Annotated in this window: 22 protein-coding genes and 1 tRNA gene; 11 read left to right on the top strand and 12 right to left on the bottom strand. The window is 70.9% G+C overall.

Going from position 1 to position 26,355, the window contains the following annotated elements; all coding sequences use genetic code 11:
* Position 1 precedes the first annotated feature (1 nt).
* Positions 2-646, top strand: coding sequence for an aminodeoxychorismate/anthranilate synthase component II (locus tag ACIPYW_RS05600; RefSeq protein ID WP_290133367.1), 645 nt, complete (start codon positions 2-4; stop codon positions 644-646).
* A gap of 114 nt (positions 647-760) precedes the next feature.
* On the opposite strand, the gene pknB is transcribed toward ACIPYW_RS05600, so the two are convergent.
* The 7 genes from pknB to ACIPYW_RS05565 form a co-directional block, all read right to left on the bottom strand.
* The gene (pknB, locus tag ACIPYW_RS05595) at positions 761-2,566 is read right to left on the bottom strand and encodes a Stk1 family PASTA domain-containing Ser/Thr kinase (protein ID WP_400411565.1); all 1,806 of its coding nucleotides are present in this window, start codon (positions 2,564-2,566) and stop codon (positions 761-763) included.
* Between the two features lie 115 nt (positions 2,567-2,681).
* The gene (locus ACIPYW_RS05590; RefSeq protein WP_400411563.1) at positions 2,682-4,451 is read right to left on the bottom strand and encodes a protein kinase; all 1,770 of its coding nucleotides are present in this window, start codon (positions 4,449-4,451) and stop codon (positions 2,682-2,684) included.
* The gene (locus ACIPYW_RS05585; protein WP_400411561.1) at positions 4,448-5,905 is read right to left on the bottom strand and encodes a peptidoglycan D,D-transpeptidase FtsI family protein; all 1,458 of its coding nucleotides are present in this window, start codon (positions 5,903-5,905) and stop codon (positions 4,448-4,450) included. The genes ACIPYW_RS05590 and ACIPYW_RS05585 overlap by 4 nt, the downstream gene beginning before the upstream one ends.
* On the bottom strand, positions 5,902-7,338 hold the full coding sequence (locus ACIPYW_RS05580) for an FtsW/RodA/SpoVE family cell cycle protein (protein WP_290133363.1): 1,437 nt from the start codon (positions 7,336-7,338) through the stop codon (positions 5,902-5,904). Before ACIPYW_RS05580 ends, ACIPYW_RS05585 begins: the two co-directional genes overlap by 4 nt.
* Positions 7,335-8,687 carry a Stp1/IreP family PP2C-type Ser/Thr phosphatase gene (locus ACIPYW_RS05575; protein WP_400411559.1) on the bottom strand — a complete coding sequence of 451 codons (1,353 nt, stop codon included), beginning with the start codon at positions 8,685-8,687 and terminating at the stop codon, positions 7,335-7,337. The genes ACIPYW_RS05580 and ACIPYW_RS05575 overlap by 4 nt, the downstream gene beginning before the upstream one ends.
* A 4-nt stretch (positions 8,688-8,691) precedes the next feature.
* The gene (locus ACIPYW_RS05570; RefSeq protein ID WP_400411556.1) at positions 8,692-9,240 is read right to left on the bottom strand and encodes an FHA domain-containing protein; all 549 of its coding nucleotides are present in this window, start codon (positions 9,238-9,240) and stop codon (positions 8,692-8,694) included.
* Entirely contained in the window at positions 9,237-9,917 is a 681-nt protein-coding gene (locus tag ACIPYW_RS05565) for a DUF3662 and FHA domain-containing protein (protein ID WP_290133360.1), read from the bottom strand. Before ACIPYW_RS05565 ends, ACIPYW_RS05570 begins: the two co-directional genes overlap by 4 nt.
* A gap of 86 nt (positions 9,918-10,003) precedes the next feature.
* Here ACIPYW_RS05565 and ACIPYW_RS05560 point away from each other — a divergent pair.
* Together ACIPYW_RS05560 and ACIPYW_RS05555 are read left to right on the top strand one after the other, a co-directional pair.
* Positions 10,004-10,090, top strand: a tRNA-Leu gene (locus ACIPYW_RS05560).
* Between the two features lie 179 nt (positions 10,091-10,269).
* A complete protein-coding gene (locus ACIPYW_RS05555) occupies positions 10,270-10,935 on the top strand; it encodes an NUDIX domain-containing protein (protein ID WP_400412520.1) in 666 nt (221 codons plus the stop codon).
* Between the two features lie 12 nt (positions 10,936-10,947).
* On the opposite strand, the gene ACIPYW_RS05550 is transcribed toward ACIPYW_RS05555, so the two are convergent.
* Positions 10,948-11,970: a LacI family DNA-binding transcriptional regulator gene (locus tag ACIPYW_RS05550; protein ID WP_400411554.1), complete on the bottom strand. Its 1,023-nt coding sequence runs from the start codon at positions 11,968-11,970 to the stop codon at positions 10,948-10,950.
* Positions 11,971-12,184: 214 nt separating this feature from the next.
* Here ACIPYW_RS05550 and ACIPYW_RS05545 point away from each other — a divergent pair, with 214 nt between their 5' ends.
* The 4 genes from ACIPYW_RS05545 to ACIPYW_RS05530 all read left to right on the top strand — a co-directional run bounded on the left by ACIPYW_RS05545 (position 12,185) and on the right by ACIPYW_RS05530 (position 17,514).
* Positions 12,185-14,218 (top strand): beta-galactosidase, encoded by a 2,034-nt coding sequence (locus ACIPYW_RS05545; protein WP_400411552.1) that lies wholly within the window; start codon positions 12,185-12,187, stop codon positions 14,216-14,218.
* On the top strand, positions 14,215-15,129 hold the full coding sequence (locus ACIPYW_RS05540) for a carbohydrate ABC transporter permease (protein ID WP_400411550.1): 915 nt from the start codon (positions 14,215-14,217) through the stop codon (positions 15,127-15,129). Before ACIPYW_RS05545 ends, ACIPYW_RS05540 begins: the two co-directional genes overlap by 4 nt.
* Positions 15,126-16,076, top strand: coding sequence for a carbohydrate ABC transporter permease (locus ACIPYW_RS05535; RefSeq protein WP_400411547.1), 951 nt, complete (start codon positions 15,126-15,128; stop codon positions 16,074-16,076). Before ACIPYW_RS05540 ends, ACIPYW_RS05535 begins: the two co-directional genes overlap by 4 nt.
* Before the next feature lie 100 nt (positions 16,077-16,176).
* Complete coding sequence (locus tag ACIPYW_RS05530) at positions 16,177-17,514, top strand: ABC transporter substrate-binding protein (RefSeq protein ID WP_400411544.1); 1,338 nt, start codon at positions 16,177-16,179, stop codon at positions 17,512-17,514.
* Between the two features lie 89 nt (positions 17,515-17,603).
* Here ACIPYW_RS05530 and ACIPYW_RS05525 read toward each other — a convergent pair whose 3' ends face one another.
* Both ACIPYW_RS05525 and ACIPYW_RS05520 read right to left on the bottom strand, forming a co-directional pair.
* The gene (locus ACIPYW_RS05525) at positions 17,604-17,840 is read right to left on the bottom strand and encodes a PLDc N-terminal domain-containing protein (protein WP_400411539.1); all 237 of its coding nucleotides are present in this window, start codon (positions 17,838-17,840) and stop codon (positions 17,604-17,606) included.
* Between the two features lie 31 nt (positions 17,841-17,871).
* Positions 17,872-18,303 (bottom strand): hypothetical protein, encoded by a 432-nt coding sequence (locus ACIPYW_RS05520; protein WP_400411536.1) that lies wholly within the window; start codon positions 18,301-18,303, stop codon positions 17,872-17,874.
* Positions 18,304-18,581: 278 nt separating this feature from the next.
* Between ACIPYW_RS05520 and ACIPYW_RS05515 the strand changes: the two genes are divergently transcribed.
* Entirely contained in the window at positions 18,582-19,568 is a 987-nt protein-coding gene (locus ACIPYW_RS05515; RefSeq protein ID WP_400411533.1) for an alpha/beta hydrolase, read from the top strand.
* A 93-nt stretch (positions 19,569-19,661) separates the two neighbouring features.
* On the opposite strand, the gene ACIPYW_RS05510 is transcribed toward ACIPYW_RS05515, so the two are convergent.
* Positions 19,662-20,279 carry a TetR/AcrR family transcriptional regulator gene (locus ACIPYW_RS05510; protein WP_400411531.1) on the bottom strand — a complete coding sequence of 206 codons (618 nt, stop codon included), beginning with the start codon at positions 20,277-20,279 and terminating at the stop codon, positions 19,662-19,664.
* 9 nt (positions 20,280-20,288) lie between these two features.
* A complete protein-coding gene (locus ACIPYW_RS05505) occupies positions 20,289-21,875 on the bottom strand; it encodes a PucR family transcriptional regulator (RefSeq protein ID WP_400411529.1) in 1,587 nt (528 codons plus the stop codon).
* A 92-nt stretch (positions 21,876-21,967) separates the two neighbouring features.
* Between ACIPYW_RS05505 and gabT the strand changes: the two genes are divergently transcribed.
* From gabT to ACIPYW_RS05490, 3 genes are read left to right on the top strand one after another with little or no spacing between them, the layout of a single operon-like run.
* Complete coding sequence (gene gabT / locus ACIPYW_RS05500) at positions 21,968-23,332, top strand: 4-aminobutyrate--2-oxoglutarate transaminase (RefSeq protein ID WP_400411526.1); 1,365 nt, start codon at positions 21,968-21,970, stop codon at positions 23,330-23,332.
* Positions 23,329-24,849, top strand: coding sequence for an NAD-dependent succinate-semialdehyde dehydrogenase (locus ACIPYW_RS05495; RefSeq protein WP_400411524.1), 1,521 nt, complete (start codon positions 23,329-23,331; stop codon positions 24,847-24,849). The genes gabT and ACIPYW_RS05495 overlap by 4 nt, the downstream gene beginning before the upstream one ends.
* Positions 24,846-26,216, top strand: a complete 1,371-nt coding sequence (locus tag ACIPYW_RS05490; protein ID WP_400411522.1) for a flavin monoamine oxidase family protein — start codon at positions 24,846-24,848, stop codon at positions 26,214-26,216. The genes ACIPYW_RS05495 and ACIPYW_RS05490 overlap by 4 nt, the downstream gene beginning before the upstream one ends.
* The last annotated feature ends 139 nt before the right edge of the window (positions 26,217-26,355 follow it).

Here is a 26,355-nt window from a genome sequence, read left to right as displayed (position 1 = left end):
CATGACCAAGATCCTCGTCGTCGACAACTACGACAGCTTCGTCTACACGCTGAACGGGTACGTCCAGCAGCTGGGCGCCGAGACGGACGTCGTCCGCAACGACTCGTTCTCCGAGGACGAGATCGCCGAGCGGATCGCCGACTACGACGGCGTGCTCCTGTCCCCGGGCCCTGGTACCCCCGCGGACGCCGGTGTGTCGATCCCGACCGTCCGTGCGGCCATCGCCGCCGACAAGCCGCTGCTGGGCGTGTGTCTCGGCCACCAGGCCATCGCCGAAGCCCTCGGCGCGGTCGTGACCCACGCGGACGAGCTCATGCACGGCAAGACGTCGCAGGTCGACCACGACGACAGCACGCTGTTCACCGGTGTCCCGCACCCCTTCACCGCGACGCGCTACCACTCCCTCGCGATCGTCGACGGAACGGTCCCCGACGAGCTCGTCGTGACGGCTCGGACGGGTGGCGGCGTGATCATGGGGGTCGAGCACCGCGACCACCCTGTCTACGGCGTGCAGTTCCACCCCGAGTCCGTCCTCACGGAGGGCGGCTACCGGATGGTGGGCAACTGGCTCCAGACGACCGGGCTGGACGGCGCCGCTGCGCGGGCAGCCGACCTCAACCCGCTCATCGCCGCACACCGGCCCTGACGCCGCCCCGCGGCCGAGGCGACCAGGAGCACAGGCGCGGTGTTCCGGGGACCCGTGGCGGGCCTCCCGGCCGGATCGGCGTCCGCCGCTGGCGCGTTCGCGGACGGGCCGGCGTCAGCCGTCGTCGCGCTTGCTGCCGTCGCCCTTGCCGCCCGAGGAGTCACCGGGTGACGGCTGCTCGGTCTGCGGCGGCTGCGCGGAACCGGCGCAGTAGGTCAGCGTGACGGTGCTGCCCTGGGCGATGTCGCCCGCGGGCTGGTCCTGCTGCGTGACGAGACCACCCGTGCAGGAGTACGACGGGTTCTGCCCGACGGTCAGCCCGAGGTTCTGCAGCGTCTGGTTCGCGGCCGGGAACTGCTGGTTCGTGACGTCCGGGAGCTGCACCTTGCCGTTCGACACCGTGAGGTTCACGACCGTGCCCTTGGTGGCGGTGGACCCGCTGCCCGGGTCGCTGCTCAGCACGGTGCCCTCGGGCACGCTCGACGAGTAGTCGGAGCTCACCGCCCCGACCTCGAGCCCGGCAGCCTGGAGCGCCTGCTGGGCGGCGTCCTGCGTCTGGTTCGCGACGTTCGGCACGGTGACCTGGGCCGGCCCGGAGGACACCACCACGTTCACCTTGTACTTGCGCGCGACCGTGTTGCCCGATCCGGGTTCCGTCCGGATGACCGATCCGCGATCGACGTCGTCCGAGGCTTCCGGGACCTTCACGGGGACCAGGTCGTCCTTCTTCAGTCGCGTGGCCGCCGAGTCCCACGTGGCACCGACGACGTTCGGGACCGTCACCGAGGAGGACACCGGTGCCTTGCCGGGCTGCAGGTTCGCGACGAAGAACACGGTCGCGGCGATGATCGCGACGATGAGCACGATGCCCACCCAGATCCACGCCACCGGAGGCCGGTTCTGCGTGCGCTGCGGCCGGTGCTCGGCGGTGTCGTCGTCGAGTTCGCGGAACGCCACCGCCGGGTTCGACGTGGTGCGCGGGTTGACGCCGAACAGCATCGTCGAGGCGTCGCTCGCGTGCTGCTGCTGGAGCTTCCGCGTCGAGGACGGCACCTGACCCGCGGCCGCCTGCTGCAGGTCCGTCCGGAACTCCGCCGCGCTCTGGAACCGACGCGTGCGGTCCTTGACGAGGGCGTGCAGGGTCACGGCGTCGAGTGCCGGGGAGACGTCCGACGTGATCGTGGACGGAGCGGCAGGCTGCTCGCTCACGTGCTGGTAGGCGACCGCGACCGGGCTGTCGCCGATGAAGGGCGGACGTCCGGTGAGCAGTTCGAAGAGGACCACACCGGTCGAGTAGAGGTCGGTGCGGGCGTCGACGGTCTCGCCGCGCGCCTGCTCCGGCGAGAAGTACGACGCCGTGCCCAGGATCGAGGTGGTCTGCGCGACCGTGGCGGAGGTGTCCGTGATGGCGCGGGCGATGCCGAAGTCCATCACCTTCACCTGACCGGTGTGCGTGACCATGATGTTCGCCGGCTTGATGTCGCGGTGGACGACACCGGCACGGTGCGAGTACTCGAGGGCCGTGAGGATGCCCTCGGTGATGCGGACGGCCTCGGCCGGGGCGACCGGACCATCGGAGATGATGTCGGAGAGCGGACGCCCCTCGACGTGCTCCATCACGATGTACGGAACCTGGACCTCGGCACCGGAGGTCTCCGTGACCGTTTCCTCGCCCGCGTCGTACACGCGCACGATCGTCGGGTGGGCCATCCGCGCGGCCGACTGAGCTTCCTGCCGGAAGCGGGTCCGGAACGCCGGGTCGTTGGCGAGGCTCGGCTTCAGCAGCTTGACGGCCACCTTGCGCCCGAGCCGGGTGTCGTTGCCGAGGTGCACGGTGGCCATGCCGCCACGACCGATGACGTCACCGATCTCGTAGCGGTCGGCGAGGAGCGTGATCCCCGCTGTCACACCTTCTGGCACGTACTCCTCCGTCTGTTCGTCCGGCCAAGTGTACGGCAGGACGACCTGGTGGGACGCTGGTGACGGGCGCCCGGGCCGAACCGTTACGGAACGGTGTCGAGCCCCCGATCGGGGGTCAGTTCGAGTCCTGCGGTCCGGTCGGGTCGCCGCCGGGCTGGTCCGTCGGGTCCGTGCCGTCGCCGGGGTCGGAGCCGTCGTTCGCGGTCCAGGTCACCGTGACCGAGTCGGAGCCCGGCGACTTCTGGAGGTCGCTGCCCCCCGCGCCGCAGGTCACCGAGTAGTTGAACTTCACCGGTTCACCCTCAGCGTCCGCCTGGATGTTGACGGCCGTCGAGGACGTCGTGCCGCTCGTCGCACCGGAACTGTCGCGACCGCCCTGGACGCTCCACGTGTAGGTGGAGACGGAGTACCCGGTCGGGCAGGTCGCCTCACCCCAGCTGAAGGTCACGGCGCCGCTGTCGGAGACGTCGCCGGCCGTCGGCTGGTCCGGCTTCGACACCGTCGGGGGCGTCGTGTACTGCCGGATGGTGATCGGCGTGCCGGCGGTCAGGCTGCCGGTCGGATCGAGCGACTGCACCGTGTTCGGCTGGTTCGTCCCGGTCGCCGGGTCGCCGTTCACGATCTCGGGGACGAGACCGAGGTTCCGCAACTCGGCCTCGACGTCGCTCGTGGCACGGCCGACGTAGTCCGACGAGTCGATGTCGATCCGGCTCACCTGCGTCGGGGTGGGCGTCGGCGTGCTCCGGGTCGGAGTCGACCGCGGGGACGAGCTGGTCGACGCGGGCGTCTCGGGTTCCGCGTTGCCGTTCAAGGCGACCGCAGCGATCACACCGCCGATGGCGAGCAGGACGACGATGCCGACCACCCACCAGATCCACGCGCGCTTCTTCTTCGGCTCGTCGTCCTCCGAGGTGGGCGACGGCGGGGTGCGGGGACCACCGACCGACGAGCCGGCCTGGGTACCGAGGAGTGCGGTCGCGGCATCGTCACCCTGCCGCTGCGGCGGGTTGAACGCGACGGTCCCGGCGTCCGCGAGCATCGGGACGGCGACGGTCGCAGCAGCGACGTCCCCGCGGCGGAGCGCCTGTGCCGCGCGGGCCAGGTTCGCCGCGGTCGCGGGACGGTCAGCCGGCTTCTTCGCGATGCAGGACATCACCAGCGCCGAGACCGGTTCCGGGACGTCGGCGGGCAGCGGCGGCGGCTGTTCGTTGATGTGCGCCATCGCGATCGCGACCTGCGACTCGCCCGTGAAGGGGCGCCGACCCGCGAGGCACTCGTACGCCACGATGCCGAGCGAGTAGATGTCGGTCGACGGCGACGCCGGGTGGCCGCTGGCCTGCTCGGGCGAGAGGTACTGGACGGTGCCCATCACCTGGCCCGTCGCGGTCAGGGGGACCTGGTCGGCGATGCGTGCGATGCCGAAGTCGGTGATCTTGACGCGGCCGTCCGGCGTGATGAGCAGGTTGCCCGGCTTGATGTCGCGGTGCACGAGGCCGACGGCGTGCGCGGCCTGGAGGGCGTTCGCGGTCTGCGCGACGATGTCGAGCACCTTGTCGACCGGCAGCGTGTGCTCCCGCTCGATCATGGTGGAGAGGGCCTCACCGGGCACGAGCTCCATCACGAGGTAGGCGCTGCCGTCCTCCTCGCCGTAGTCGAAGACGTTCGCGATGCCCTCGTGGTTGACGAGCGCCGCGTGCCGGGCCTCGGCGCGGAAGCGCTCGAGGAACCCGGGGTCACCGAGGTACTCGTCCTTGAGGATCTTGAGCGCGACGGTGCGGCCGATGACCAGGTCGGTCGCCTGCCACACCTCACCCATGCCGCCGATCGCGACGCGGGACGAGAGCTGGTACCGCCCACCGAAGGTGAGCCCGCTGGTGGGTCTCATTTGTTCAGCACCGCCTCCATGACCTTCTTCGCGACCGGAGCCGCGACCGTGTTGCCGACCCCGGACTGCCCGAGACCGCCGCCGTTGCCGACGACGACCGCGACGGCGACCTCCGGGTCCTTCGCCGGAGCGAAGCCCGTGAACCAGAGTGTGTAGGGATCGCCGGTCCCGCCCTCGGCGGTCCCGGTCTTGCCTGCGACGTCGACCCCGGGGATCTTCGCGTTCGTCCCGGTCCCCGCGTTGACGACGCTCTGCATCGCCTCGGTGAGGTCACCGGCCTCCGACGAGGACAGCGGGCTGCTGAACTCCTTCGGGGAGAACGACTCGACCGTCTTGAGGTCGCTCGTCGTGATCGAGTCGATCAGCGTCGGCTGCATCACCGTACCGCCGTTCGCGATGCCCGCCGACACCATCGCCATCTGCAGCGGGGTGACGCGGACGCTCGCCTGGCCGAACGCGCTGAGCATGAGCTGGGCGGTGTCGTCGCTGACGTCGGGGTACTGGCTCGCGGTGGCCTTCATCGGGACCTCGATCTGGTCGCTGAAGCCGTACTTGTCCGCCATGCTCTTGATCGCGTCGTAGCCGAGCTTCTGCCCGAGCTCCGCGAACGGGATGTTGCACGAGTACTGGATCGCCGTGCGGAGCTTGACCTTGTCGCCGCCCCCGCACGAGCCGCCCTCGGCGTTGTTGATGTACGCGCTCGTGCCCGGGAGCTGCAGCCGCGACGGGTTGGGGAACGTCGAGTCGAGGGTGTACTTGCCGCCCTCGAGCGCCGCCGACGCGACGATGAGCTTGAACACCGAGCCCGGCGTGTAGAGGTCGCCCGCGATCGCACGGTTCTTCAACGGCTGCCCGGCGGCCTGCTCGAGCGCCTTGTACTTCGCGACGACGTCGGCGGTGTCGTGCGAGGTCAGGACGTTCGGGTCGTACGACTCCTTCGAGACCATCGCCAGGATCTTGCCGGTCTTCGGCTGGATCGCCACGACGGCGCCGGTGTTCGAGCCCAGGGCGTCGTACGCGGCCTTCTGCACGTCGGGGTCGATCGTCAGGTTGACGTTGTCGCCCTGGACGTCCTGGCCGGTGAGGATCGCGTTGAGGTTCTGGAAGAACGAGGCGTCCGAGTTGCCGGAGAGCACGCCGTTCTCGGCGCTCTCGATGCCCGCGTTGCCCTGTCCGATCGTGAAGTACCCGGTGACGGCCGAGTAGAGGTCGCCGTTCGTGTACTTCCGCTGGTACTGGTACTGGTCGTTCGACGGGGAGGACTCCGCGATCGGGCTGCCGTCCACGAGGATGGCGCCGCGCTTCGTGGAGTAGCTCGCGAGGATCGTCCGGGAGTTGCGGGGGTCGGCGCGCAGCTGTTCGGCCGAGAAGAACTGGATCGACGTGGTCGACACGAAGAGCGCGACGAACATGAGCACGATGACGGTGGACACACCGCGGAGTTGTCGGTTCACCGGGCACGCTCCTTCCTGGTCGCCCCTCGTCCGCGAGCAGCTGGGATCGACCCCTGCTGCACGCGCTGTTCGGCCGGGATCGCATCGGTCAGGCGCAGCAGCATCGCGGCGATGATCCAGTTCGCGATCAGGGAGGATCCACCGGCCGCCATGAACGGTGTGGTGAGGCCGGTCACGGGGATGACGCGCGTGATGCCGCCGACGACGACGAACACCTGCAGCGCGATGATGAAGCCGAAGCCGACGCCGAGGAGCTTGCCGAAGTCGTCCTGCGCCATGAAGCCGACGCGGATGCCGCGCGAGGCGAAGACGATGAACAGGGCGAGGATCGCGAAGACGCCGATCAGGCCGAGCTCCTCACCGAGCGACGCGACGATGTAGTCGGCGTTCGCCACCGGGGTGATGTAGGGCCGCCCCTGCCCGAGTCCCGTGCCGGTGATGCCACCGTTCGCGAAACCGAACAGACCCTGCACGAGCTGGTAGCTCGCCTGGGTGTCGGCGTTGTAGATCGCGTTGTCGAAGGGGTTCAGCCACTGCTCGAACCGGCCGTGCACGTACACGAGGACCGACTGCGCCACGAGGGCACCGCCGACGAACAGCACGAGGCCGATGAGCACCCAGCTGAGCCGCGCCGTCGCGACGTAGATCATCACGAGGAACAGGCCGAAGTAGAGCAGTGCGGTGCCGAGGTCGCGCTGGAACACGAGGACGCTCATCGCAGCGGCCCAGATGATGAGGATCGGCCCCAGGTCGCGGGCACGCGGCAGGGTCATGCCCAGGACCTTGCGCCCCACGATCGACAGCGAGTCCCGCGCGGTCACGAGGTAGCCGGCGAAGAACAGCGCCATCGTGATCTTCGCGAGCTCACCGGGCTGGAAGGTGAACGAGCCGACCTTGATCCAGACGCGTGCACCGTTCACGTTGTGCCCGATGAGCGGGAGCATCGGCATGAGCAGCAGGAAGATCGTCAGCGCCATGAAGATGTAGCGGTAGCGCTGCAGGAACCGGTGGTTGCGGACGACGAGCAGGACGACGATCGCCACGGCCATCGCGAGGATCGTCCACACGATCTGCTTGACGCCGATCGCCGACCAGCCGGTCAGGCCGTCGTGGACGTCGATGCGGTAGATCTCCGCGATGCCGATGCCGTTGAGCACCAGGGCGACCGGCAGGATGAACGGATCAGCGTTCTTCGCGACGATCCGCAGCACGACGTGCATGATCAGTGCCAGGCCGAGGATGGTCGCGCCGATCCACAGCACGGACGTGTCGAAGAGCCGTCCCTTCGTGCCGAGTTGCACGAGCACCATCGCGCCGGCGCAGATGCCGCAGGCGATGACGAGCAGGACGAGCTCGAGGTTCCGGGCCCGCGCGGGTTCACGGAGCTTGATCGTGATCGCCTGGGTGAAGGACTGGGCGGTCGCGTTGCTCATCGCTTCTTCCCGGGGGTGGGCGACGGCGACGGCGTCGGGGAACCGGTCGCGGACGGCGACGCCGAGGGTGACGAGCCACCGGTCCCCGCCTGGTCCTGCCCGGTCTCGGCGGCCTTGCGGAGTCGATCGACGATCTCGCGCGCGTCGGACAGCGACTGCGCGTTGATCGTCGACCGGACGTTCTCCCGCGTGTACTCGGGCAGGCCGCTCACGCTGATGTCGGTGTCCTCGTAGACGTCGGAGAGCGCGATCGGTCCGATCGACTGCTGGACACCCTTGTAGATCGCCACCGTCCCGCGGTCGGAGCCGACGTAGTAGTGGTCCTGCGTGATGCGCCAACCGAGGAACACGGCACCGACGAGGGCTGCGATCGCGACCACGAGCGCGATGCTCCACGCCACGCGGCGACGGACGCGCCGACGGCGGTCCTCCGCGATGAGTTCCGCGAAGAACTGGTCCGACTCGGGCTCGAAGTGGGAGTCCTCCGGTGCCGTGGTGACCTTGAGCGGGTGCAGCAGGATGGTGGGGAGGCGGATCGGCTTGCGGCCGGTCGAGGCCTCGAAGGTCAGCGGAGCTGCGGCCGATCCGACCGTCGTCGCGGCGTCGTCCTCGTCCACGACGTCGGCGTCCGTGACGTCCATCACGACGACGGTGACGTTGTCCGGGGCGCCGTGGTCCAGCGTCTCCTTGACGAGGCGCTGGGTGGCCTGGTTCGCGTCCATGTTCGACGCGAGTGCGTGGCGGATGCGCTCCTCGGCCAGGTAGGAGGACAGGCCGTCGGAGCAGAGCAGCCAGCGGTCGCCGGGCTGGATGTCCATGACCGCGGTGTCGACCTCCGGCGCCGCGTCGACGTCGCCGAGCACCCGCATGAGCACCGAGCGTCGCGGGTGGACCGCAGCCTCTTCCGGCGTGATGCGTCCGCTGTCGACGAGCCGCTGCACGAAGGTGTGGTCGGACGTGATCTGCTGGAGCTCGCCGTCGCGGTAGCGGTAGATGCGGGAGTCACCGATGTGCGCGATCGCGATCTGGTCGCCGACCCGGATGAGCGCGGACACCGTGGTGCCCATGCCGGTGAGCTCCTGGTGCTCGAAGACCGTCTCGGTGATGAGCTGGTTCGCCGCGATGAGTGCCGACTGCAGGGCGAACTCGGCGTCGTGCGCCGACGGGAACTCGCGGTCGACCTCGCGGATGCGGCGGATCGCGATCGCCGAGGCGACGTCACCGCCGGCGTGCCCGCCCATGCCGTCCGCCACCGCGAACAGGTGCGCTCCGGCGTAACCGGAGTCCTGGTTGTTCGCGCGGATGCGCCCCACGTGGGACACAGCGGCGCTCAGCGTCCGTGCCGTCATCCGCCTACCGCCGCAGCTCGAACGTCGTCGTCCCGATCGTGATGGGCGTCCCCTCGGCGACGAGCACCGGGGAGGTCACCTTCTGACCGTTGACGAACGTGCCGTTGGTGGACTCGAGGTCGGTGACGACCCAGCCCTCGGCACGCAGATCGAGTCGGGCGTGGTTGGTGGACGTGTAGTCGTCACGGATGACGACGTTCGACTCGCTCGAGCGTCCGATGGTGATCGGACCGCCGCCGAGGGGCATCTCCATGCCCTCGCGCGACCCCTCGGTGATGACGAGTCGGGTGGCGACGGCGGCGTTCGACGCGGTGCCCCCACCCTGGTCGATGAGCTCGGTGAACGCCCCGGCCGGAGCGGAGGCGGTCGTCGCTGCGGTCGGGATCGACGGGGTCGTCGGCCCGGACGGCGCGGCCTTGGGGTCGGTGGGGATCGTCCGGACGCGCTGGCCGAACAGGTCGCTCCGCAGGGCGAAGACGATCACGAACACGAACAGCCAGAGCACCGCGAGGAACGCGAAGCGCAGGACGAGCAGGGTCAGCCCCGTGGTCATCGAGCACCTCCGTCGTTCTCCGGGATCACCCGGAACACCATACGGGTACGACCGATCTCGATGGTGGAGTCCGGCTCCACGATCGCCTGCTGGAAGCGTTCGCCGTTCAGCTTCGAGCCGTTCGTCGACCCGAGGTCGTTGGCCTGGGCGTGCTTGCCGTCCCAGATCACTTCTACGTGCTTGCGGCTCGTGCCGGTGTCCGCGACGGTGATGTCGGCGTCCGAACCGCGCCCGATCACGGTGCGCCCACGCTGGAGCTTGTGCCGCTGGGAGCCGATGTCGAGCACCGCGACCCAGGCGACGTCGCGCTGGACGGTCGAGGAGTCGATCTGCAGGATCCCCGTGGAGAGCGTGCCGTCCTGCTTGAGCGTGATCGAGACCGGCCCGGAGAACGAGTAGTTCTGCGCCACCGCGTGCTGCTGCACCATCTGCCGCAGTTCGTCGATGAGCGGCTGGCCGATGTCCGTCATGCGCGTGCAGTCCGGCGGGGCGAGCCGGACGGTGAACTCGTTCGGCACGAGGATGCGCTCGCGGGAGACGACGGCCGCCTTCGTGTCGAGCTCGCGCCGGAGAGCGCTCGAGATCTCGACGGGCTGCACGCCGGAGCGGAAGGTCTTGGCGAACGCACCGTTCACGGCGCGCTCCAACCCCCGCTCGAAGCTGTCCAACAGGCCCATGGGTCTCCAGTGTTCTCGGTCAGGGACTCCTGCATGGTAGTGGCTGGCGCCTGGGGCCGTCTGTGCATGGTAGTGTTCTGGGGCTGGCGCGAGTGGCGGAATTGGTAGACGCGCACGGTTCAGGTCCGTGTGCTGGAAACGGCGTGGGGGTTCAAGTCCCCCCTCGCGCACCAGGCAGGCAACAGGCCCCCGGAGGAATCCGGGGGCCTGTTGCGTTCCGCCCGCGCCCGCCCGGGCGAGACCCGGCGACCGGCCTGGAGGCACGGCTCGGCCCCGGCTCGTCGGTCGCGTCGTCCACGGCTCATCCTGGTGCGTCCGGCCGCCGCGCTACCGTGGCGGCGTGGAGACCCCGATGACGGACGCACGCCCCGGCGAGAGGGTCCCGGACGACCGGGGTCGCACGGGCCTCGACGCCGTCGGCCGTGACCTCGACCGCAACCCGGACGTGGTCGTCCACGACGTCGAGGTGGTCTCGAACGGCTGGCACGTGCTCCGCCGGACGACGCTCGACGTGCGGCGGCGCGACGGCCGGTGGGACCGCCAGCAGCGCGAGACCTACGACCGCGGGAACGGCGCCACGGTGCTGCCGCACGACCCGGAGCGCGACACCGTCCTGCTCACCCGGCAGTTCCGCTGGCCGGCGTACGTCAACGGCCACCCGGACGGCATGCTCGTGGAAGCCGCGGCGGGACTGCTCGACGAGGACGACCCGGAGACGGCGGTCCGGCGTGAGGCAGCGGAGGAGCTCGGCATCCGGCTCGGGGCGTTGACGAAGGTGTTCGACGCGTTCATGAGTCCCGGGTCCGTCACCGAGCGGGTGCACGGGTACGTCGGGGTGTACACGCCGGCAGACCGGGTGGAGGACGGCGGCGGCATCGAGGACGAGGGCGAGGACATCGAGGTGCTCGAGCTCCCGGTGCGCGAGGCGCTCGCGATGGTCGACGACGGGCGGATCTCCGACGGCAAGACGATCATGCTGCTGCAGTGGCTCGCCCTGCGCCGGAGCGCTCGGGGCTGACCCGACCGTTCGTCAGGCGCTCGCCCGCCAGACCACCTCGGTGGGCAGGATGAGCCCGTGCGGACCCTCGTCGGAGCCGGCGATCTGCTCGAGCACCTGTCGCGCTGCGTGCTCGCCGAGCGTCTTGGCCGGCTGCCGCACGGTCGACAGCGGCGGGTCGCAGCGGAGCGCCCACGCGCTGTCGTCGAAGCCCACCACGCCGACGTCGCCGGGGACGGACCGACCGGCGCGCTGCAGGACGTCCATCGCCCCGGCGGCGACGGCGTCCGACGCAGCGAAGACCCCGTCGATGTCCGGCGCACGGCCGAGGAGCTCGCGCATGCCCTCGACGCCGGCCGTGTAGCTGACGAGCGGGTTCGGGGCGACGAGCAGGGGGTCGAAGCGGTCCCCGAGCGCGGCCTCGAAGCCCGCGAGACGGTCCTGCCCGGAGTCGCGGTCGAGGCCGGACGCGAGCATGCCGATGCGCTGCCGTCCGGTCTCGACGAGTCGACTGGTGATCTCGTACGCGGCGGCGCGGTTGTCGATCGCGATGTACGAGGTGTTCGGCGCGTCCGACGGGTGGCCGACGAAGCACGCGGGCAGCCCGATCTCCTCGACGGCCCGGGTCACGGCGTCGCCATCGCGGGCGGAGAGCACGATCGCGCCGTCGACGAACCCGCCACGGAGGTACTCGACCACGCGCTCGTTGTCGCGGGCGGAGTCGACCATGATCGTCACGAGCTGCTGGTCGGCCTCGGACAGCACGGTGTTCGTGCCGATCAGGATGTTCCCGATGTTCGGGTCGTCGAGCACCTGGACCGAGGGCTCGTGGACGATGAGCGCGATCGCGCCGGAACGCCGCGTGACCAGGCTGCGGGCTGCGGCACTGCGGACGTAGCCGACGCGACGGACGGCTTCCTGAACGGCTTCGCGGGCCTTCGGTGAGACGTACGGCTCGTCGTTGAGGACGCGGGAGACCGTGCCGCGCGAGAGGCCGGCCTCGTCCGCGACGTCCTGGATCGTGGCGCGGGAACGGGCGGCACGGACGTCGGACATGCGGCAAGCGTACCGACCGCTCCGACTGGTCCGTGACCGTGCCGTGTTGACATCGGCGGCGCGCTGGTGTTCACTCTGGGAGCGCTCCCAGAACTTCTCGATCCCGCTCGATCGCGGCGGACTGGGAGCGCTCCCAGAATCCTGGGTGACCTTCGCCGTCGAAGGGGTCGCTTGCGGCCGGACGGCAGGACCGCCCCGACCAGCGAGGACTCCCGTGACCACCACCACCCAGCCGACCGTCGCCACCGGCGCGCTCGGGCTCGGCTCGACCGGCCTGGCGTTCGGGTGCGACTACAACCCCGAGCAGTGGGACCCCGAGGTCTGGGTCGAGGACGTCCGGCTCATGCGCGAGGCCGGCGTGAACCTCGTCGCGATCAACGTCTTCGGGTGGTCGCACGTCGAGCCACGCCAGGGCGAGTACGACTTCAGCGCACTCGACCGCGTCATCGAGCTCCTGCACGACGCCGGTATCGGGGTCGACCTCGGCACCGGCACCGCCTCCACCCCGCCGTGGCTCACGACCGCGCACCCCGAGGTCCTGCCGGTCGTCGCCGACGGCACCACCCGCTGGCCCGGCGGACGCCAGGCGTTCTGCCCGAGCAGCCCGGTGTACCGCGAGCACGCCCTCGCCCTGGTCCGTGCCACCGCCGAGCGGTACGGCGACCACCCGGCCGTGAAGCTCTGGCACGTCTCGAACGAGCTCGGCTGCCACAACGCCCACTGCTACTGCGACGTCTCCGCCGAGGCCTTCCGGACCTGGCTCCGGGCCCGCTACGGCACCGTCGAGGAACTCAACGCCGCGTGGGGCACCGCGTTCTGGAGCCAGCGCTACTCCGCGTGGGAGCAGGTCCTGCCGCCCCGGGCCACGCTGTCCTCCACCAACCCCGGCCAGACGCTCGACTTCGACCGGTTCTCGTCCGACGAACTCCTCGCCCACCACCGCGCCGAGGCCGAGGTGCTCCGCAGCCTGAGCGACAAGCCCGTCACGACGAACTTCATGGTCGCCGCGCACATCACGGCGATGGACTACTGGACGTGGACCGGCGACATGGACGTCATCGCCAACGACCACTACCTCGACCACCGCCTGCCCCGGCCGCACGTCGAGCTCGCCTTCGCCGCCGACACCACGCGCGGTCTCGCCTGCGGCACCCCGTGGCTCCTCATGGAGCACTCGACGGGCGCCGTGAACTGGCAGCCGCACAACGTGGCGAAGGCCCCTGGCGAGATGCTGCGGAACACCGCGGCGCACATCGCCCGCGGAGCCGACGGCGTCTGCTTCTTCCAGTGGCGCGCGTCCGTGCAGGGCAGCGAGAAGTTCCACTCCGCGCTGCTCCCGCACGCCGGCACGGACTCCCGCACCTGGCGCGACGTCGTCGAACTGGGCTCCCTGGTCGAGCGGCTCGGCGAGCTGCGCGGCTCCCGCGTCACCGCGGACGTCGCGCTCGTGTTCAGCTGGGAGAACCAGTGGGCGGCCGACCTGGAGGCCCACCCCACCACCGCGCTCGAGTACCTGGAGCAGGTGCACGCGCTCCACGGCGCACTGTGGGACCTCGGCGTCACGGTCGACGTCGTCGCGCCCGGAGCACCCCTCGACGGGTACGCCGTCGTCCTCGTCCCCGAGCTGTACCTCGTCCGCGACGAGCACGCCGCGGTGATCGCCGACCACGTCGCCGGCGGAGGTCGAGCGGTCGTGACGTTCTTCAGCGGCATCGTCGACGAGCGCGACCGGGTCCGCCGTGGCGGCTACCCCGGGGCGTTCCGCGAGCTCCTCGGCGTCCGCGTCGACGAGTTCCTCCCGCTGCCCGCTGGCGGCGAGGTGCACCTGTCGGACGGGTCCGTCGGCACGGTGTGGAGCGAGCCGGTCGAGCTCCGCGGCGCCACGAGCGTCCTCGACTACACGGACGGCGAGGTCGCCGGGGCGCCCGCCGTCACCCGCAACGACCACGGGGCCGGGGCCGCCTGGTACGTCTCCACCGTCCTCGCCGCGGAGACGCTCCGAGGACTCCTCCGCGACGTCCTCGATGAGGCCGGGGTGTCGCCGGACCCCGCCGCCCAGCCGGGACTCGAGGTCGTCCGACGCCGTGACGACCAGCACGAGTGGGTGTTCCTGCTCAACCACACCGACCAGGCCGTCGAGCACCACGAGGCGGGCCACGAACTCGTCGCCGACCGCGCCGTCACCGGCACCACGACCATCGCCCCCGGTGGCACCCAGATCATCCGCACGGACAGGAAGCGCTCATGACCACCACAGCCCAGCGACCCCGGGTCGCCCGACGTCGACGCGGCGGGGGCTTCCGGTACCGCCGCGCGATCGCGGTCTTCGTCACGCCGTTCGCCGTGCTCTTCACCGCGTTCTACCTCGTCCCGATCCTCTACGCGGTGTGGCAGTCGCTGCTGAAGATCGAGCGCCAGGGCACGTTCGGCGCCCCGACGCAGGTGTTCGGCGGCCTCAGCCAGTACGTGCTCGTGTTCCAGAACAGCGAGTTCTGGGGCTCGGTCCTCCGCGTGCTGCTGTTCGGCGTCGTGCAGGTCCCCGTGATGCTCGCGCTCGCCCTGGTCTTCGCGCTCCTGCTCGACTCCCCGCTGCTGCGCGGCAAGCGGTTCTTCCGCCTGGCGTTCTTCGCGCCGTACGCCGTCCCCGGGGTCATCGCCGCGATCATGTGGGGCTACCTCTACGCGCCGGACCTCTCGCCGTTCTCCGCCGTCACGTCGAAGGTCGACCTGCTCGGCTCCGGCACCGTCCTCTGGGCCGTCGCGAACGTCGTCACCTGGGTCTACGTCGGCTACAACATGCTGATCATCTACTCGTCGCTCCTCGCGATCCCGACCGAGATCTACGAGGCCGCGAAGCTCGACGGCGCCTCGCAGCTCCGCATCGCGCTCTCGATCAAGATCCCGATGGTGATCCCGGCGATCGTCCTCACCGCGGTGTTCTCGATCATCGGCACCCTCCAGCTCCTCACCGAGCCGACCGTGTTCCGGCAGTTCACCTCGACGATCTCGTCGACCTTCACGCCGAACATGCTCGTCTACTCGACCTCCTCGGTGCCGAACTTCAACCTCGCCGCGGCGTTCTCGGTCGTCCTCGCCGTCGCCACGTTCGTCCTGTCGATCGGGTTCCTCCGACTGACCCAGCGGAAGGCCGCCCAGTGACCGTCAACGCACCCTCCCGACGCGACCTCGTGGCGGACGCAGGCCGACCGCTCGAGCCGAACCGTGCCTCCCTGCCGCACCAGCGCGGAGCGCGGGGACCGCGTGAGAGCGTCATCTCGCGCGGCGCGGCGATGCTCGTCATGGGCGTCTTCACCGTCTACTTCCTGCTGCCGATCTTCTGGCTGCTGGTCTCGTCGACGAAGACGACCGCGAACTTCAACACGACGTTCTCGCTGTGGTTCAGCGCCTCCAGCGTGCAGGACTTCCTCGGCAACCTCGGCAGGCTGTTCACCTACCAGGACGGCGTCTACGTCCGGTGGATGCTCAACAGCATCGCCTACGCCGGCGTCGCCGGGCTCATCGGCACCGTGCTCTCCGCGATGTGCGGGTACGCACTCGCCAAGTACCGGTTCCGCGGCCGCGAGGCCCTCTTCAACGTGTTCCTCGGCGGCGTGCTCGTCCCGGCGACCGCGCTGGCCCTGCCGCTGTTCCTCATCTTCAGCCAGGTCGACCTGACCGACACGTTCTGGTCGGTGTTCCTCCCGAGCATCGTCAGCCCGTTCGGCGTGTACCTGTCGCGGCTGTTCGCGGCGTCGAGCGTGCCGGACGAGATCATCGAGGCCGCCCGCATCGACGGCTCCGGCGAGGTCCGCACCTTCTTCACCGTGGCCGTTCGGCTCATGTCGCCCGCACTCGTGACGATCTTCCTGTTCCAGTTCGTCGCGATCTGGAACAACTTCTTCCTGCCGCTCGTGATGCTCCGCGACTCGTCCCTGTTCCCCGTCACCCTCGGCCTCTACACGTGGAACTCGAGCGTGAACCAGTACCCGGACCTGCGCACCCTCGTGCTCATCGGGTCGTTCGTCTCGATCATCCCGCTGCTCATCGCGTTCCTCTCCCTCCAGCGGTTCTGGCGATCCGGCCTCGGCGCCGGCGGCCTGAAGTAGCAGCATCCCCGACCCCGTCGCGGCTGTGATCCCCCAGCCGCATCCGCGACGGCCTCCACCAGCACCACCGACCCTTCACCCACATCCGAACGGAAACAGCATGAAGACAACGAAGTTCCTCAGCGTCGCCGCCGTGGCGGTCGCCGCGACCGTGGCCCTCGCCGGCTGCAGCGCCGGCGGCAGCGGCTCCGGAGGCGGTTCCGACACCGCGGCCGCGAGCTGCAAGCCGTCGAGCGGCAAGGTCACGCTCGACTTCACCACCTGGGTCCCCAACATGGACAAGGTCGTGGCGATCTGGAACAAGGAGAACCCGGACATCCAGGTCAAGGTCTCCATCGTCGCGAACGGCAACAGCGGCACGTACCAGAACTTCTTCAACCAGCTGAAGGCGAAGCAGGCGCCGGACATCGGCCAGGTCGAGTACGACACGCTGCCGGCCTTCCGGGTGCAGGGCGGCCTCGAGGACATCGGCGCCTGCGCCGGGATCAGCGACGCGAAGAAGGACTTCTCCTCCGGCCTCTGGAACCAGGTCACCTTCGGCGAGTCGAAGTCGGTCTACGCCGTGCCGCAGGACTCCGGCCCGATGGCGCTGTACTACCGCAAGGACCTGTTCGAGAAGGCCGGCCTCGACGTGCCGAAGACCTGGGACGAGTACGCCGAGGACGCCGTGAAGATCAAGGCGATGGGCGGCAACATCACCAACTTCGCCAAGGGTGACGTCAACCAGTTCGCCGGGCTCGTCTCGCAGGCCGGCGGCCAGTGGTTCTCGAACTCCGGCTCGGACTGGAACGTGGACCTGACCGACAGCGCGTCGAAGAAGGTCGCCGACTACTGGCAGGACCTCATCGACAAGAAGCTCGTCAACACGCTGCCGAGCTTCACCGACCAGTGGAACAACGCGTACGACAAGGGCCAGGACTGGACCTGGGTCTCCGCCGTCTGGGGAGCGAACACCATCTCGAGCGGTGCGCCCTCGACCTCGGGCAAGTGGGCCGTCGCGCCGATGCCGCAGTGGATCTCGGGTGAGACCAAGTCCGCCGCCTGGGGTGGCTCGTCCAACGTCGTCTTCACGGGCAGCAAGCACCCGGCCGAGGCGTCGAAGTTCCTCGTGTGGCTGAACACCTCGGAGGAGGCGCTCGCCGCCCTCAACAAGGAGGCCAACCTCTACCCGGCGTCCACCACCGGCGCCGACCTCCCCGCGCTGACCGAGGGGCTCCCCTTCTACGGCAACCAGAAGATCTACGAGGAGTTCGCGACCGCGGCGAAGGACATCCAGCCCTTCACCTGGGGTCCGACGATGACCCAGACCTACTCGGACGTGTCCGACGGGTTCGGCCAGGCGGCGTCCGGGAACGGCACGCTCCTCGAGGCGCTCCAGTCGGGACAGTCCAAGACCGTGGCAGCGCTCAAGGCGCAGTCGATCCCGGTCAAGGGCTGACGCGCTGACGCGCTGACGGACGGGAGGCACGGTGCCGGCTGGCACCGTGGCTCCCGTCCGTCGTGTGGTCACGGGGGGCTCGCACCGCGTCAGTGGGCGCCACGCTTCCGCCGCGCCGCCGCGCGCTCACGGTGCCGTGCGACGAACCACGCCGTGGCCCCGAGGAACGGGACGAACAGGACCACCAGCGTCCAGGCGAGACCACGACGACCCGTCAGCGCTCCTGCACGAGCGAGGGAGAGGAACGCGCTCAACGAGAGCACCAGCGCCACGAGCGAGACGACCATCAACGTGCCGTCCAGCACGGTCGGTACGAGAGGGTTCACGACTTACCTCCTTGGGTGTTCGGCACGGTGTTCACTCCCAGCGATTCGCCGTGATCGCTCCGTTCCCCCTCGCGCTGAGACGCTGGATGGCCGAGTACGTGCTCCAAGCAACCGTCCCCCACGGTGTCAGGACCCCGCGCTTCACGACGACCTTGCACTTCGACGTTGCTTGCCCACCGCTGGCGTTCGGGTTGCCCCGTGGCGCGGGGTCGAGGAAGTAGGACGCAAGCTCGTTGCGTTGCGTGCTGCTCAGACGGTCAAAGGAGGCGAGTTCTGCGCCTGAGCCGGAAATCACGAGTTCGCGTCCGATCTCCTTGAGAACAGACGTGGCCGGAGATGAGATGTCTGCCGCCTCGGCTGTGCGGGTCGCCGCGTTCGCCGGGGTGACGAGCAACGTCGATGCCACAACCACGAGTGGGCCGAGGCCGATCGCGGCGACACGCTGATGTTTCTTCGAGCTCACGGACGTCTTTCCCTTCTCTCCGGCGTCGGTGCCGGCATGTTTCGTCTTCCGTGGCGATCGCAGCCGCCATTGCCCACCTTGGCGCGCCAGTATTGAAATGTCAAACATGACACTGCTGCACCTCTGGTCGCGGTCCGCCGTCGGCGGGAGCGCAACCGGGATGGACCGTGACGGTGCGCTAGGGTCGCGGCAGAGGGAAAACGTCCGTGAGCTCCGGCACACGAGACCACGCACGCGTCTCACGGGAGTCGCCACTTCTCACCGAAGGAGTGCACCCCGTGCCGATCGACCCCGTGCCCAGCGACCGTCTCGTCCACCCGCCGTTCGACCCCGAGCTCGTCCCGTTCCTCGACGCGCTCGCCGCCCGCGGACCGGTCACCGTGACACCCGAGGCCCTGCCCCGGATGCGCCAGCTCGACGTCACCGAGGCCGAGCTCGACGCCCGTCTCGAGAGCCGCGGGCTCGAACGGCACAGCATCAGCGTGCCGGGACACCTCGGCGATCCGATCGACCTCGCCGTCGTCCAGCGCCGAGGCCGCACCGGCACCGCGCCGGTCGTGTACGCGATCCACGGCGGCGGCATGGTGTTCGGGCACCACCTCGGCAACCTCGACTCGTACGACCCGTGGCTCCTCGACCACCACGACGTCGTGCTCGTGAGCGTCGACTACCGCCTCGCGCCCGAGCACCCCGACCCGTACCCGGTCGAGGACTGCTACGCCGGACTGGTCTGGGTCGCGGAGCACGCCGAGGAGCTCGGGATCGATCCGGAGCGCATCGTCGTCGCCGGGCAGAGCGCGGGCGGCGGGCTCGCGGCGGGGACGGTCCTGCTCGCCCGTGACCGGCAGGGGCCGAGCGTGCTCGCGCAGGTGCTCGTCTCGCCGATGCTCGACGACCGCGACGCGACGGTGTCGAGCCGGCAGATCGACGGCGTCGGGGTCGCGGACCGGCAGCTCACGCGCTTCGGCTGGGACGCGTACCTCGGCGCCCGCCGCGCGACCGCCGACGTGTCGGAGTACGCCGCACCGGCGCGGGCGACGGACCTCACCGGACTCCCGCCGACGTACCTCGACTGCGGCACCGCCGAGGTCTTCCGCGACGAGACGGTCGTCTACGCGAGCGCGCTCTGGGCCGCGGGCGTCGACGCGGAGCTGCACGTGTGGCCGGGGGCGTTCCACGGCTTCACGAGCATGGTCCCGGACGCGACGGTGTCCCGCCGCGCGGTCGCGGCGCTCGCCGACTGGACGGCGCGCGTCCTGGGGTGAGCGTTGCCACCTCCGGACTGGAGGCGCGGGGCGGGCCCGACCCGTGCCTCCAGTCCGGTGCGCGGTCGCGCTGCGCTCGCGCGGCGACGACGCTCAACGCCGCAGGGTGGCCGCGTCGAGGCCGACGGCGCGGGCGATCGTGCTCCGGACGAGATCGTCGCGCGTCGACCGGTCGAGGTGGTCGACGAGGGCGTAGCCGTTCGCGGCATCGACGAGGGCGAAGAGCAGCCGTCCGACGGCCGCCGGGTCCTCGGCGTGCAGGACCCCGGCGCCCACCCCCGCCTCGACGACACCGGTCGCGAGCCGCTGCCAGTCGTCCATGACGTCGCGCGCGGCGGCGGCGAGCACCGCGTTCGTCCGGCCGAGGCTCCACGCGTCGGCCCAGAGGACGGCCACGTCGTCGCGGGCGGGATCGGTGACGGCGCCGACCAGGACGGCCAGCTGTGCGACCGGGTCGGCCTCGCGCGCCACGAGCCCGGCGACCTCGGCGACCTCGGCCGACGCGATCGAGCGGAACGTCTCGCCGACGAGGTCCTCCATCACCGGGCGGTAGTGCGCCACGAGTGAGGGGGCGACCCCGACGGCCGCGGCGACCCCGCGCAGCGTGACCGCGGTGAGGCCGTCGGCGCGGGCGACCGCGGCGGCCGTCTCGGTGATCTGGGACTCCCGCTCGGCCGGGCTGAGGCGCCGGCGGGGCGGTGTGGTCGGCACGCGCACAGCCTAGACGGCAGCCACTCCGCCGGTGCCGGTCGTACCGGTGGCGCCGGTCGGGCCGCCGCTGCCGTCGACGACGAACGCCGCCCAGAGGTCGGCGCGGGTGGCGAACGCGGAGAGGTCGCGGTCGAGCAGCCGGCCGGCGTGTTCCACCCGGGCGCGGGCGGTGTGCCGGTGGACGCCGAGGGCCTGCGCGGTGCGGTCGTACTCGCAGTTCTGCTCCAGCCAGGTCCGGACAGTCCGGGTGAGCTCGGTCCCCGCGGCCCGGTCGTGGTCGAGCAGCGGGGCGAGGAACGCGCGGGCGACGGCCCCGGCGTCGACGTCGACGTGGGCCAGGTGGGCGAGCACCCCCTCACGGGCGAGGTCGCCGAACTCGGTCGTGCCGGGACGTCCCTCGCGTCGGCGGTCGAGCGCCTGCACGGCCTCGGTGCGGGCGCGGCCGAAGTACCGGTACGAGGCCCCGTCGGAGAGTCCGGCGTGCAGCTCGAAGCGGTCGACGAGCTCCTCGACCACCGCGGTGTCCTCCGCGCCGACGCAGAGGAAGAGCGCGTCGTCCACGGCGAAGAACAACCGGCCGGGGCGGTCCTGCACCCAGAGCTCGAGCAGGTCGACGACCGCGTCGAGGTCCTGGTCGGCCACGTCGACGGCCGCGATCCGCACCGGTTCCGCGGGCAACGGCCCCCAGACCTCGCGCGAGGTCGAGTCGACGACGGCCGGGTCCCCGACCGACAGCATCGTGAGGAGTCCGGTGCGCAGGAGCCCCCGGGCCCGGGCGAGCTCGCGGTTCTGCTGCAGGGCCAGTCCGGCGAGGGCGATGACGGCGGTGACGACCTCGCGACCCGCCCGGTCGAGGGCCCCGCCGTTCTGGATCGCCAGCACACCGGCGAGGTGCCCGCCGCTGCCGAGCGTCTGGAGCGTGTACCCGGTGCGGTGCTCGGTGGTGACCGGGAGGCTCGCCCGCTGACCCGCGCGCAGGAGCCGCAGCGCCTCGGACCGCAGTACGTCGAGGTCGGCGACCGGGACGGCACCGTCGGGGAACCCGCGGTCGAGCCGCCCGGAGAGGTCGAACAGCCCGACCCAGCCGTCGAGCTGCCGGGAGAGCTCGGCGATCGTCGCTCCGAGGCCGTCCGGCCGCATCGCCGCGAGCGAGATCGCCCGCTGTGCCGCGAGTGCCCACGCGTTCCGGGCGTTGGCCTCGCGGGACACCGCGTCGGCGTTCGCCTGCGCGACGGCGATGAACGACGTCTCGTAGGGCACCTCGAAGAGCGGCAGGCCGTGCGCGTCGCAGGCCGCGACCAGCGACGCCGGGGTGCCGTTCCGGACGACCTCCGTCCCGAACCCGAGCGCGACGACGCCGCGCCGTCGGAGTCGGTCGACGTAGCCCTCGGCGACCTCCGCATCCACCTCGGCGTCGCCGAACTGCGTGCCCGTCGTCAGGAGGCCCTGGCCGTCGGCGAGGAACGGCGTCGGGTCCTCGAGGTCGGAGCTGTGCAGCCAGGACAGCGGGGCGTCCAGTGCCGGGGCGTCGTCGCGCGTGAGCAGCCGGAGCCGGAGGTCGGCGCGGTGGAGCAGGGAACGCAGGGTCGCGGACATGGTCGGACTCTATCCGCTGTGGCGAACGAGGCCGGGACTGCTGTACGCCGTGGACGGTGGGGCTCCCGGCGCGAGGCTCCTACGATCGCCGCATGACCTCCATCGTCGCACCCTCGACCAGCGCCGCCACGGGTGGCCCCTCGCTGCCGCAGGAGCGCCGGCTCGTCACCGAGGTGCCGGGTCCCCGCTCCCGGGAGCTCATGGACCGCAAGCGCGTCGCGGTGGCCGCAGGCGTCGGGGTCGCGGTACCGATCGCGGTCGTCGCGGCCGGGGGCGGTGTCGTCGTCGACGCGGACGGCAACTCGTTCGTCGACCTCGGGTCCGGCATCGCCGTGACGAGCGTCGGCAACGCCCACCCCCGCGTGGTCGAGGCCGTGCAGCAGCAGGTCGCGTCGTTCACGCACACGTGCTTCACGATCGCGGCGTACGACGGCTACGTCGAGGTCGCCGAAGCGCTGAACCGGCTGACCCCCGGTGACCACGAGAAGCGGACGGCACTGTTCAACTCCGGTGCCGAGGCCGTCGAGAACGCCGTGAAGATCGCGCGCAAGCACACCGGCAAGCAGGCCGTCGTGGTGTTCGACCACGCGTACCACGGTCGGACGAACCTCACGATGGCGCTGACGGCGAAGAACCAGCCGTACAAGAACGGCTTCGGCCCCTTCGCCCCCGAGGTGTACCGCGTCCCGATGTCCTACCCCTTCCGCGACGGTGGCCTGTCCGGCGCCGAGGCCGCGAAGCGCGCGATCACCCAGATCGAGAAGCAGGTCGGCGCCGAGAACACCGCGGCCGTGCTCATCGAGCCGATCCAGGGCGAGGGCGGCTTCGTCGTCCCCGCAGCCGGGTTCCTGTCGGCGCTGTCCGAGTGGGCGACCGCGAACGGCGTCGTCTTCATCGCCGACGAGGTCCAGACCGGGTTCGCCCGCACCGGCGCGATGTTCGCCAGCGAGCACGAGGGCATCGTCCCCGACCTCGTCACGACCGCGAAGGGCATGGCCGGCGGGATGCCGCTCTCGGCGGTGACCGGTCGGGCCGAGATCATGGACTCCGCGCACGTCGGCGGCCTCGGTGGCACGTACGGGGGCAACCCGGTCGCCTGCGCCGCCGCACTCGCCGCGATCGACGCCTTCGAGCACGACGGGCTCGTGGAGCGCGCTGCAGCCATCGGAGACCTCCTGCTCGGGCGCCTCCGTGCCGCGCAGGCCGAGGACCCCCGCATCGGCGACGTCCGGGGCCGCGGCGCCATGGTCGCGATCGAGCTCGTCGACCCGGAGACCGGCGAACCCGATGCCGCGCTCACCGGTCGTGTGGTCAAGTACGCGTACGAGCACGGTGTGATCGCGCTCACCGCGGGGACGTACGGCAACGTCCTCCGCTTCCTCCCCCCGCTCGCGATCGACGACGCCCTCCTCGGCGAAGGCCTGGACGTCGTCCTGGAAGGACTCGCCGCAGCATGACCGACACCCAGACCGACCTCAGCACCCGCACCGACACCGAACGCGAGCTGCTCGCCAAGGTCCCCACGGGCCTCCTGGTCGACGGCACCTGGCAGCAGGCAGCCGACGGCGCGACGTTCCCCGTCGTCGACCCGTCCACCGGCGAGACGCTCCTCGAGATCGCCGATGCAACCCCCGGAGACGGTGTCCGCGCCCTCGACGCCGCCGCAGCTGCCCAGCAGGCGTGGGCGTCGACCCCGCCGCGGCAGCGCGCCGAGGTCCTGCGGAAGGCGTTCGACCTGCTCCAGGAGCGCCGCGCGGACTTCGCGCTCCTCATGACGCTCGAGATGGGCAAGCCGCTCGCCGAGGCGAACGGCGAGGTCACGTACGGCGGCGAGTTCCTCCGCTGGTTCTCCGAGGAGGCCGTCCGGATCGGCGGCTCCTACGGCACCAACCCCGAGGGCTCCGGGCGCGCGATCGTCACCCACAAGCCCGTCGGTCCGACGTTCCTCATCACCCCGTGGAACTTCCCGCTCGCGATGGCGACGCGCAAGATCGCCCCCGCGCTCGCCGCCGGGTGCACCGCGGTCGTGAAGCCGGCCGAGCTCACCCCGCTCACGACCCTGCTGTTCGCGGACCTGCTGCTCGAGGCCGGGGTGCCCGCCGGGGTCGTCAACGTCGTCCCGACGAGCCACGCCGGCGCGCTCTCCGAACCGATCATCAACGACCCCCGGCTCCGGAAGCTGTCGTTCACGGGGTCGACCCCCGTCGGCCGGACACTGCTCGCGCAGGCCGCGCAGAACGTCCTCCGGACGAGCATGGAGCTCGGCGGCAACGCGCCGTTCCTCGTCTTCGAGGACGCCGACCTCGACCTCGCCGTCGAGGGTGCCCTCGCGGCGAAGTTCCGCAACACCGGGCAGGCGTGCACCGCGGCGAACCGGTTCATCGTGCAGGAGTCGGTCGCCGAGGAGTTCGCCCGGCGGCTCACGGAACGCGTCGAGGCGATGACCGTCGGCCGCGGTACCGACGACGGCGTCGCCATCGGACCGCTCATCGACCAGCGCGCCGTCGACAAGGCGCACCGGCTCGTGACCGACGCCCTCGACCGGGGCGCCACCCTCCGCACCGGCGGCCAGCCCGTCGAGGGCCCCGGGACGTTCTACACGCCGACGGTGATCACCGACGTGCAGCCCGGCAGCGACCTGCTCCGCGACGAGATCTTCGGACCGGTCCTCGCGATCCGCACCTTCTCCTCCGAGGACGAGGGCATCGCCGCGGCGAACGACACCGAGTACGGCCTCGTCGGGTACGCCTTCACCGAGGATCCCGCCCGCGGACAGCGGCTCATGGAGCGGCTCGAGACCGGCATGCTCGGGCTGAACACCGGCATCGTGTCGAACGCCTCCGCACCGTTCGGCGGCGTCAAGCAGTCCGGGCTCGGCCGCGAGGGTGGCGGCGAGGGCCTGCACGAGTACCTCGAGACCATGTACACACTGACGCCCGACCCGTTCGGGCGCACGAAGGGAACGCAGCGGTGACCATCGAGAAGGACGTCGTCGTCATCGGCGCCGGGGTGACCGGCCTCGTCGCCGCGAACCGTCTCGTCGCGCAGGGCCGGAGCGTCGCCGTGCTCGAGGCCCGTGACCGCGTCGGCGGTCGGACGTGGACGAACGACATCGAGGGCGTGACGCTCGAGATCGGCGGGCAGTGGGTCTCCCCGGACCAGACCGCCCTGCTCGAGACGCTCGAGGAACTCGGGCTCGCGACGTACGACCGGTACCGCGAGGGCTCGAGCGTCTACATCGACCAGCACGGCTCCCGCACCGAGTACACCGGCGACATCTTCCCGCTGCCCGAGGCCACCGCGACCGAGATCGAGCGGCTCGTGGCGGTCGTGGACGAGTACGTCGCGAAGGTCGACCCGTCGCAGCCGTGGGAGACCCCCGACGCCGCAGCGCTCGACGAGGTCTCCTTCCGCGAGTGGCTGCGGCGGCTCAGCGACGACCGGGTCGCGACCGAGAACGTCGAGCTGTTCATCGCCGGCGCCATGCTGACGAAGCCCGCGCACACGTTCTCCGCCCTGCAGGCCCTGCTCATGGCGGCCTCCGCGGGCAGCTTCTCGAACCTCGTCGACGCCGACTTCATCCTCGACAAGCGCGTCGTCGGCGGGATGCAGCAGGTCTCCGAGCGCCTGGCCGCCCGGCTCGGTGACGACGTTCACCTGAACGCCCCGGTCCGGACGCTCCGCTGGGACGACGAGGGCGTGGTCGCGATCGCCGACGGCGGCGTCGAGGTCCGAGCGCGGCAGGCCCTCGTGGCCGTCCCGCCGCCCCTGTACTCGCGGATCTCCTACGAGCCGCCGCTGCCCCGACGGCAGCACCAGCTCCACCAGCACCTCTCGATGGGCTTCGTCATCAAGGTGCACGCCGTCTACGACCGGCCGTTCTGGCGGGGCGCGGGGCTGTCCGGCACCGCGTTCAGCCCGTACGAGCTCGTGCACGAGGCGTACGACAACTCGATGCACGGCTCCGAGCAGGGCACGCTCGTCGGGTTCGTCTCCGACCAGCACGCGGACGACGTCTTCGCGCTGTCGGCGGAGGAACGCAAGGCCCGCGTGCTCGACTCGCTCGCGCACTACTACGGTGACGAGGCGCGCCGCCCGGTCGTCTACTACGAGAGCGACTGGGGCACCGAGGAGTGGACCCGTGGCGCCTACGCCGCGAGCTTCGACCTCGGCGGGCTCGTCCGGTACGGCGCCGACCAGCGAGCCGCCGTCGGACCGCTGCGGTTCGCGTCGAGCGACCTCGCCGGGCACGGGTACCAGCACGTCGACGGGGCGGTGCGGATGGGCCGCGAAGCGGCCGCCGAGATCCTCGCAGCACTGCCGCAGCCGGTGGTGCAGTAGGCGGAACGGGATGACGGCCGGGGGGGGGGGGGGGGGGGGGCGCCCCGCCCCCCCCCCCCCGCGGGGGGGGGCGCGGGGGGGGGGGCGCGGCGCGCCGCGGCCCGGGGAGGATGCGCCGCGCGCGGTGGCGGCGAGCCGC

Origin of the sequence: Curtobacterium sp. NPDC089689 (genome assembly GCF_044749145.1) — a bacterium.
Classification (GTDB): domain Bacteria; phylum Actinomycetota; class Actinomycetes; order Actinomycetales; family Microbacteriaceae; genus Curtobacterium.
This window is presented reverse-complemented; position numbering and strand designations above follow the sequence as displayed.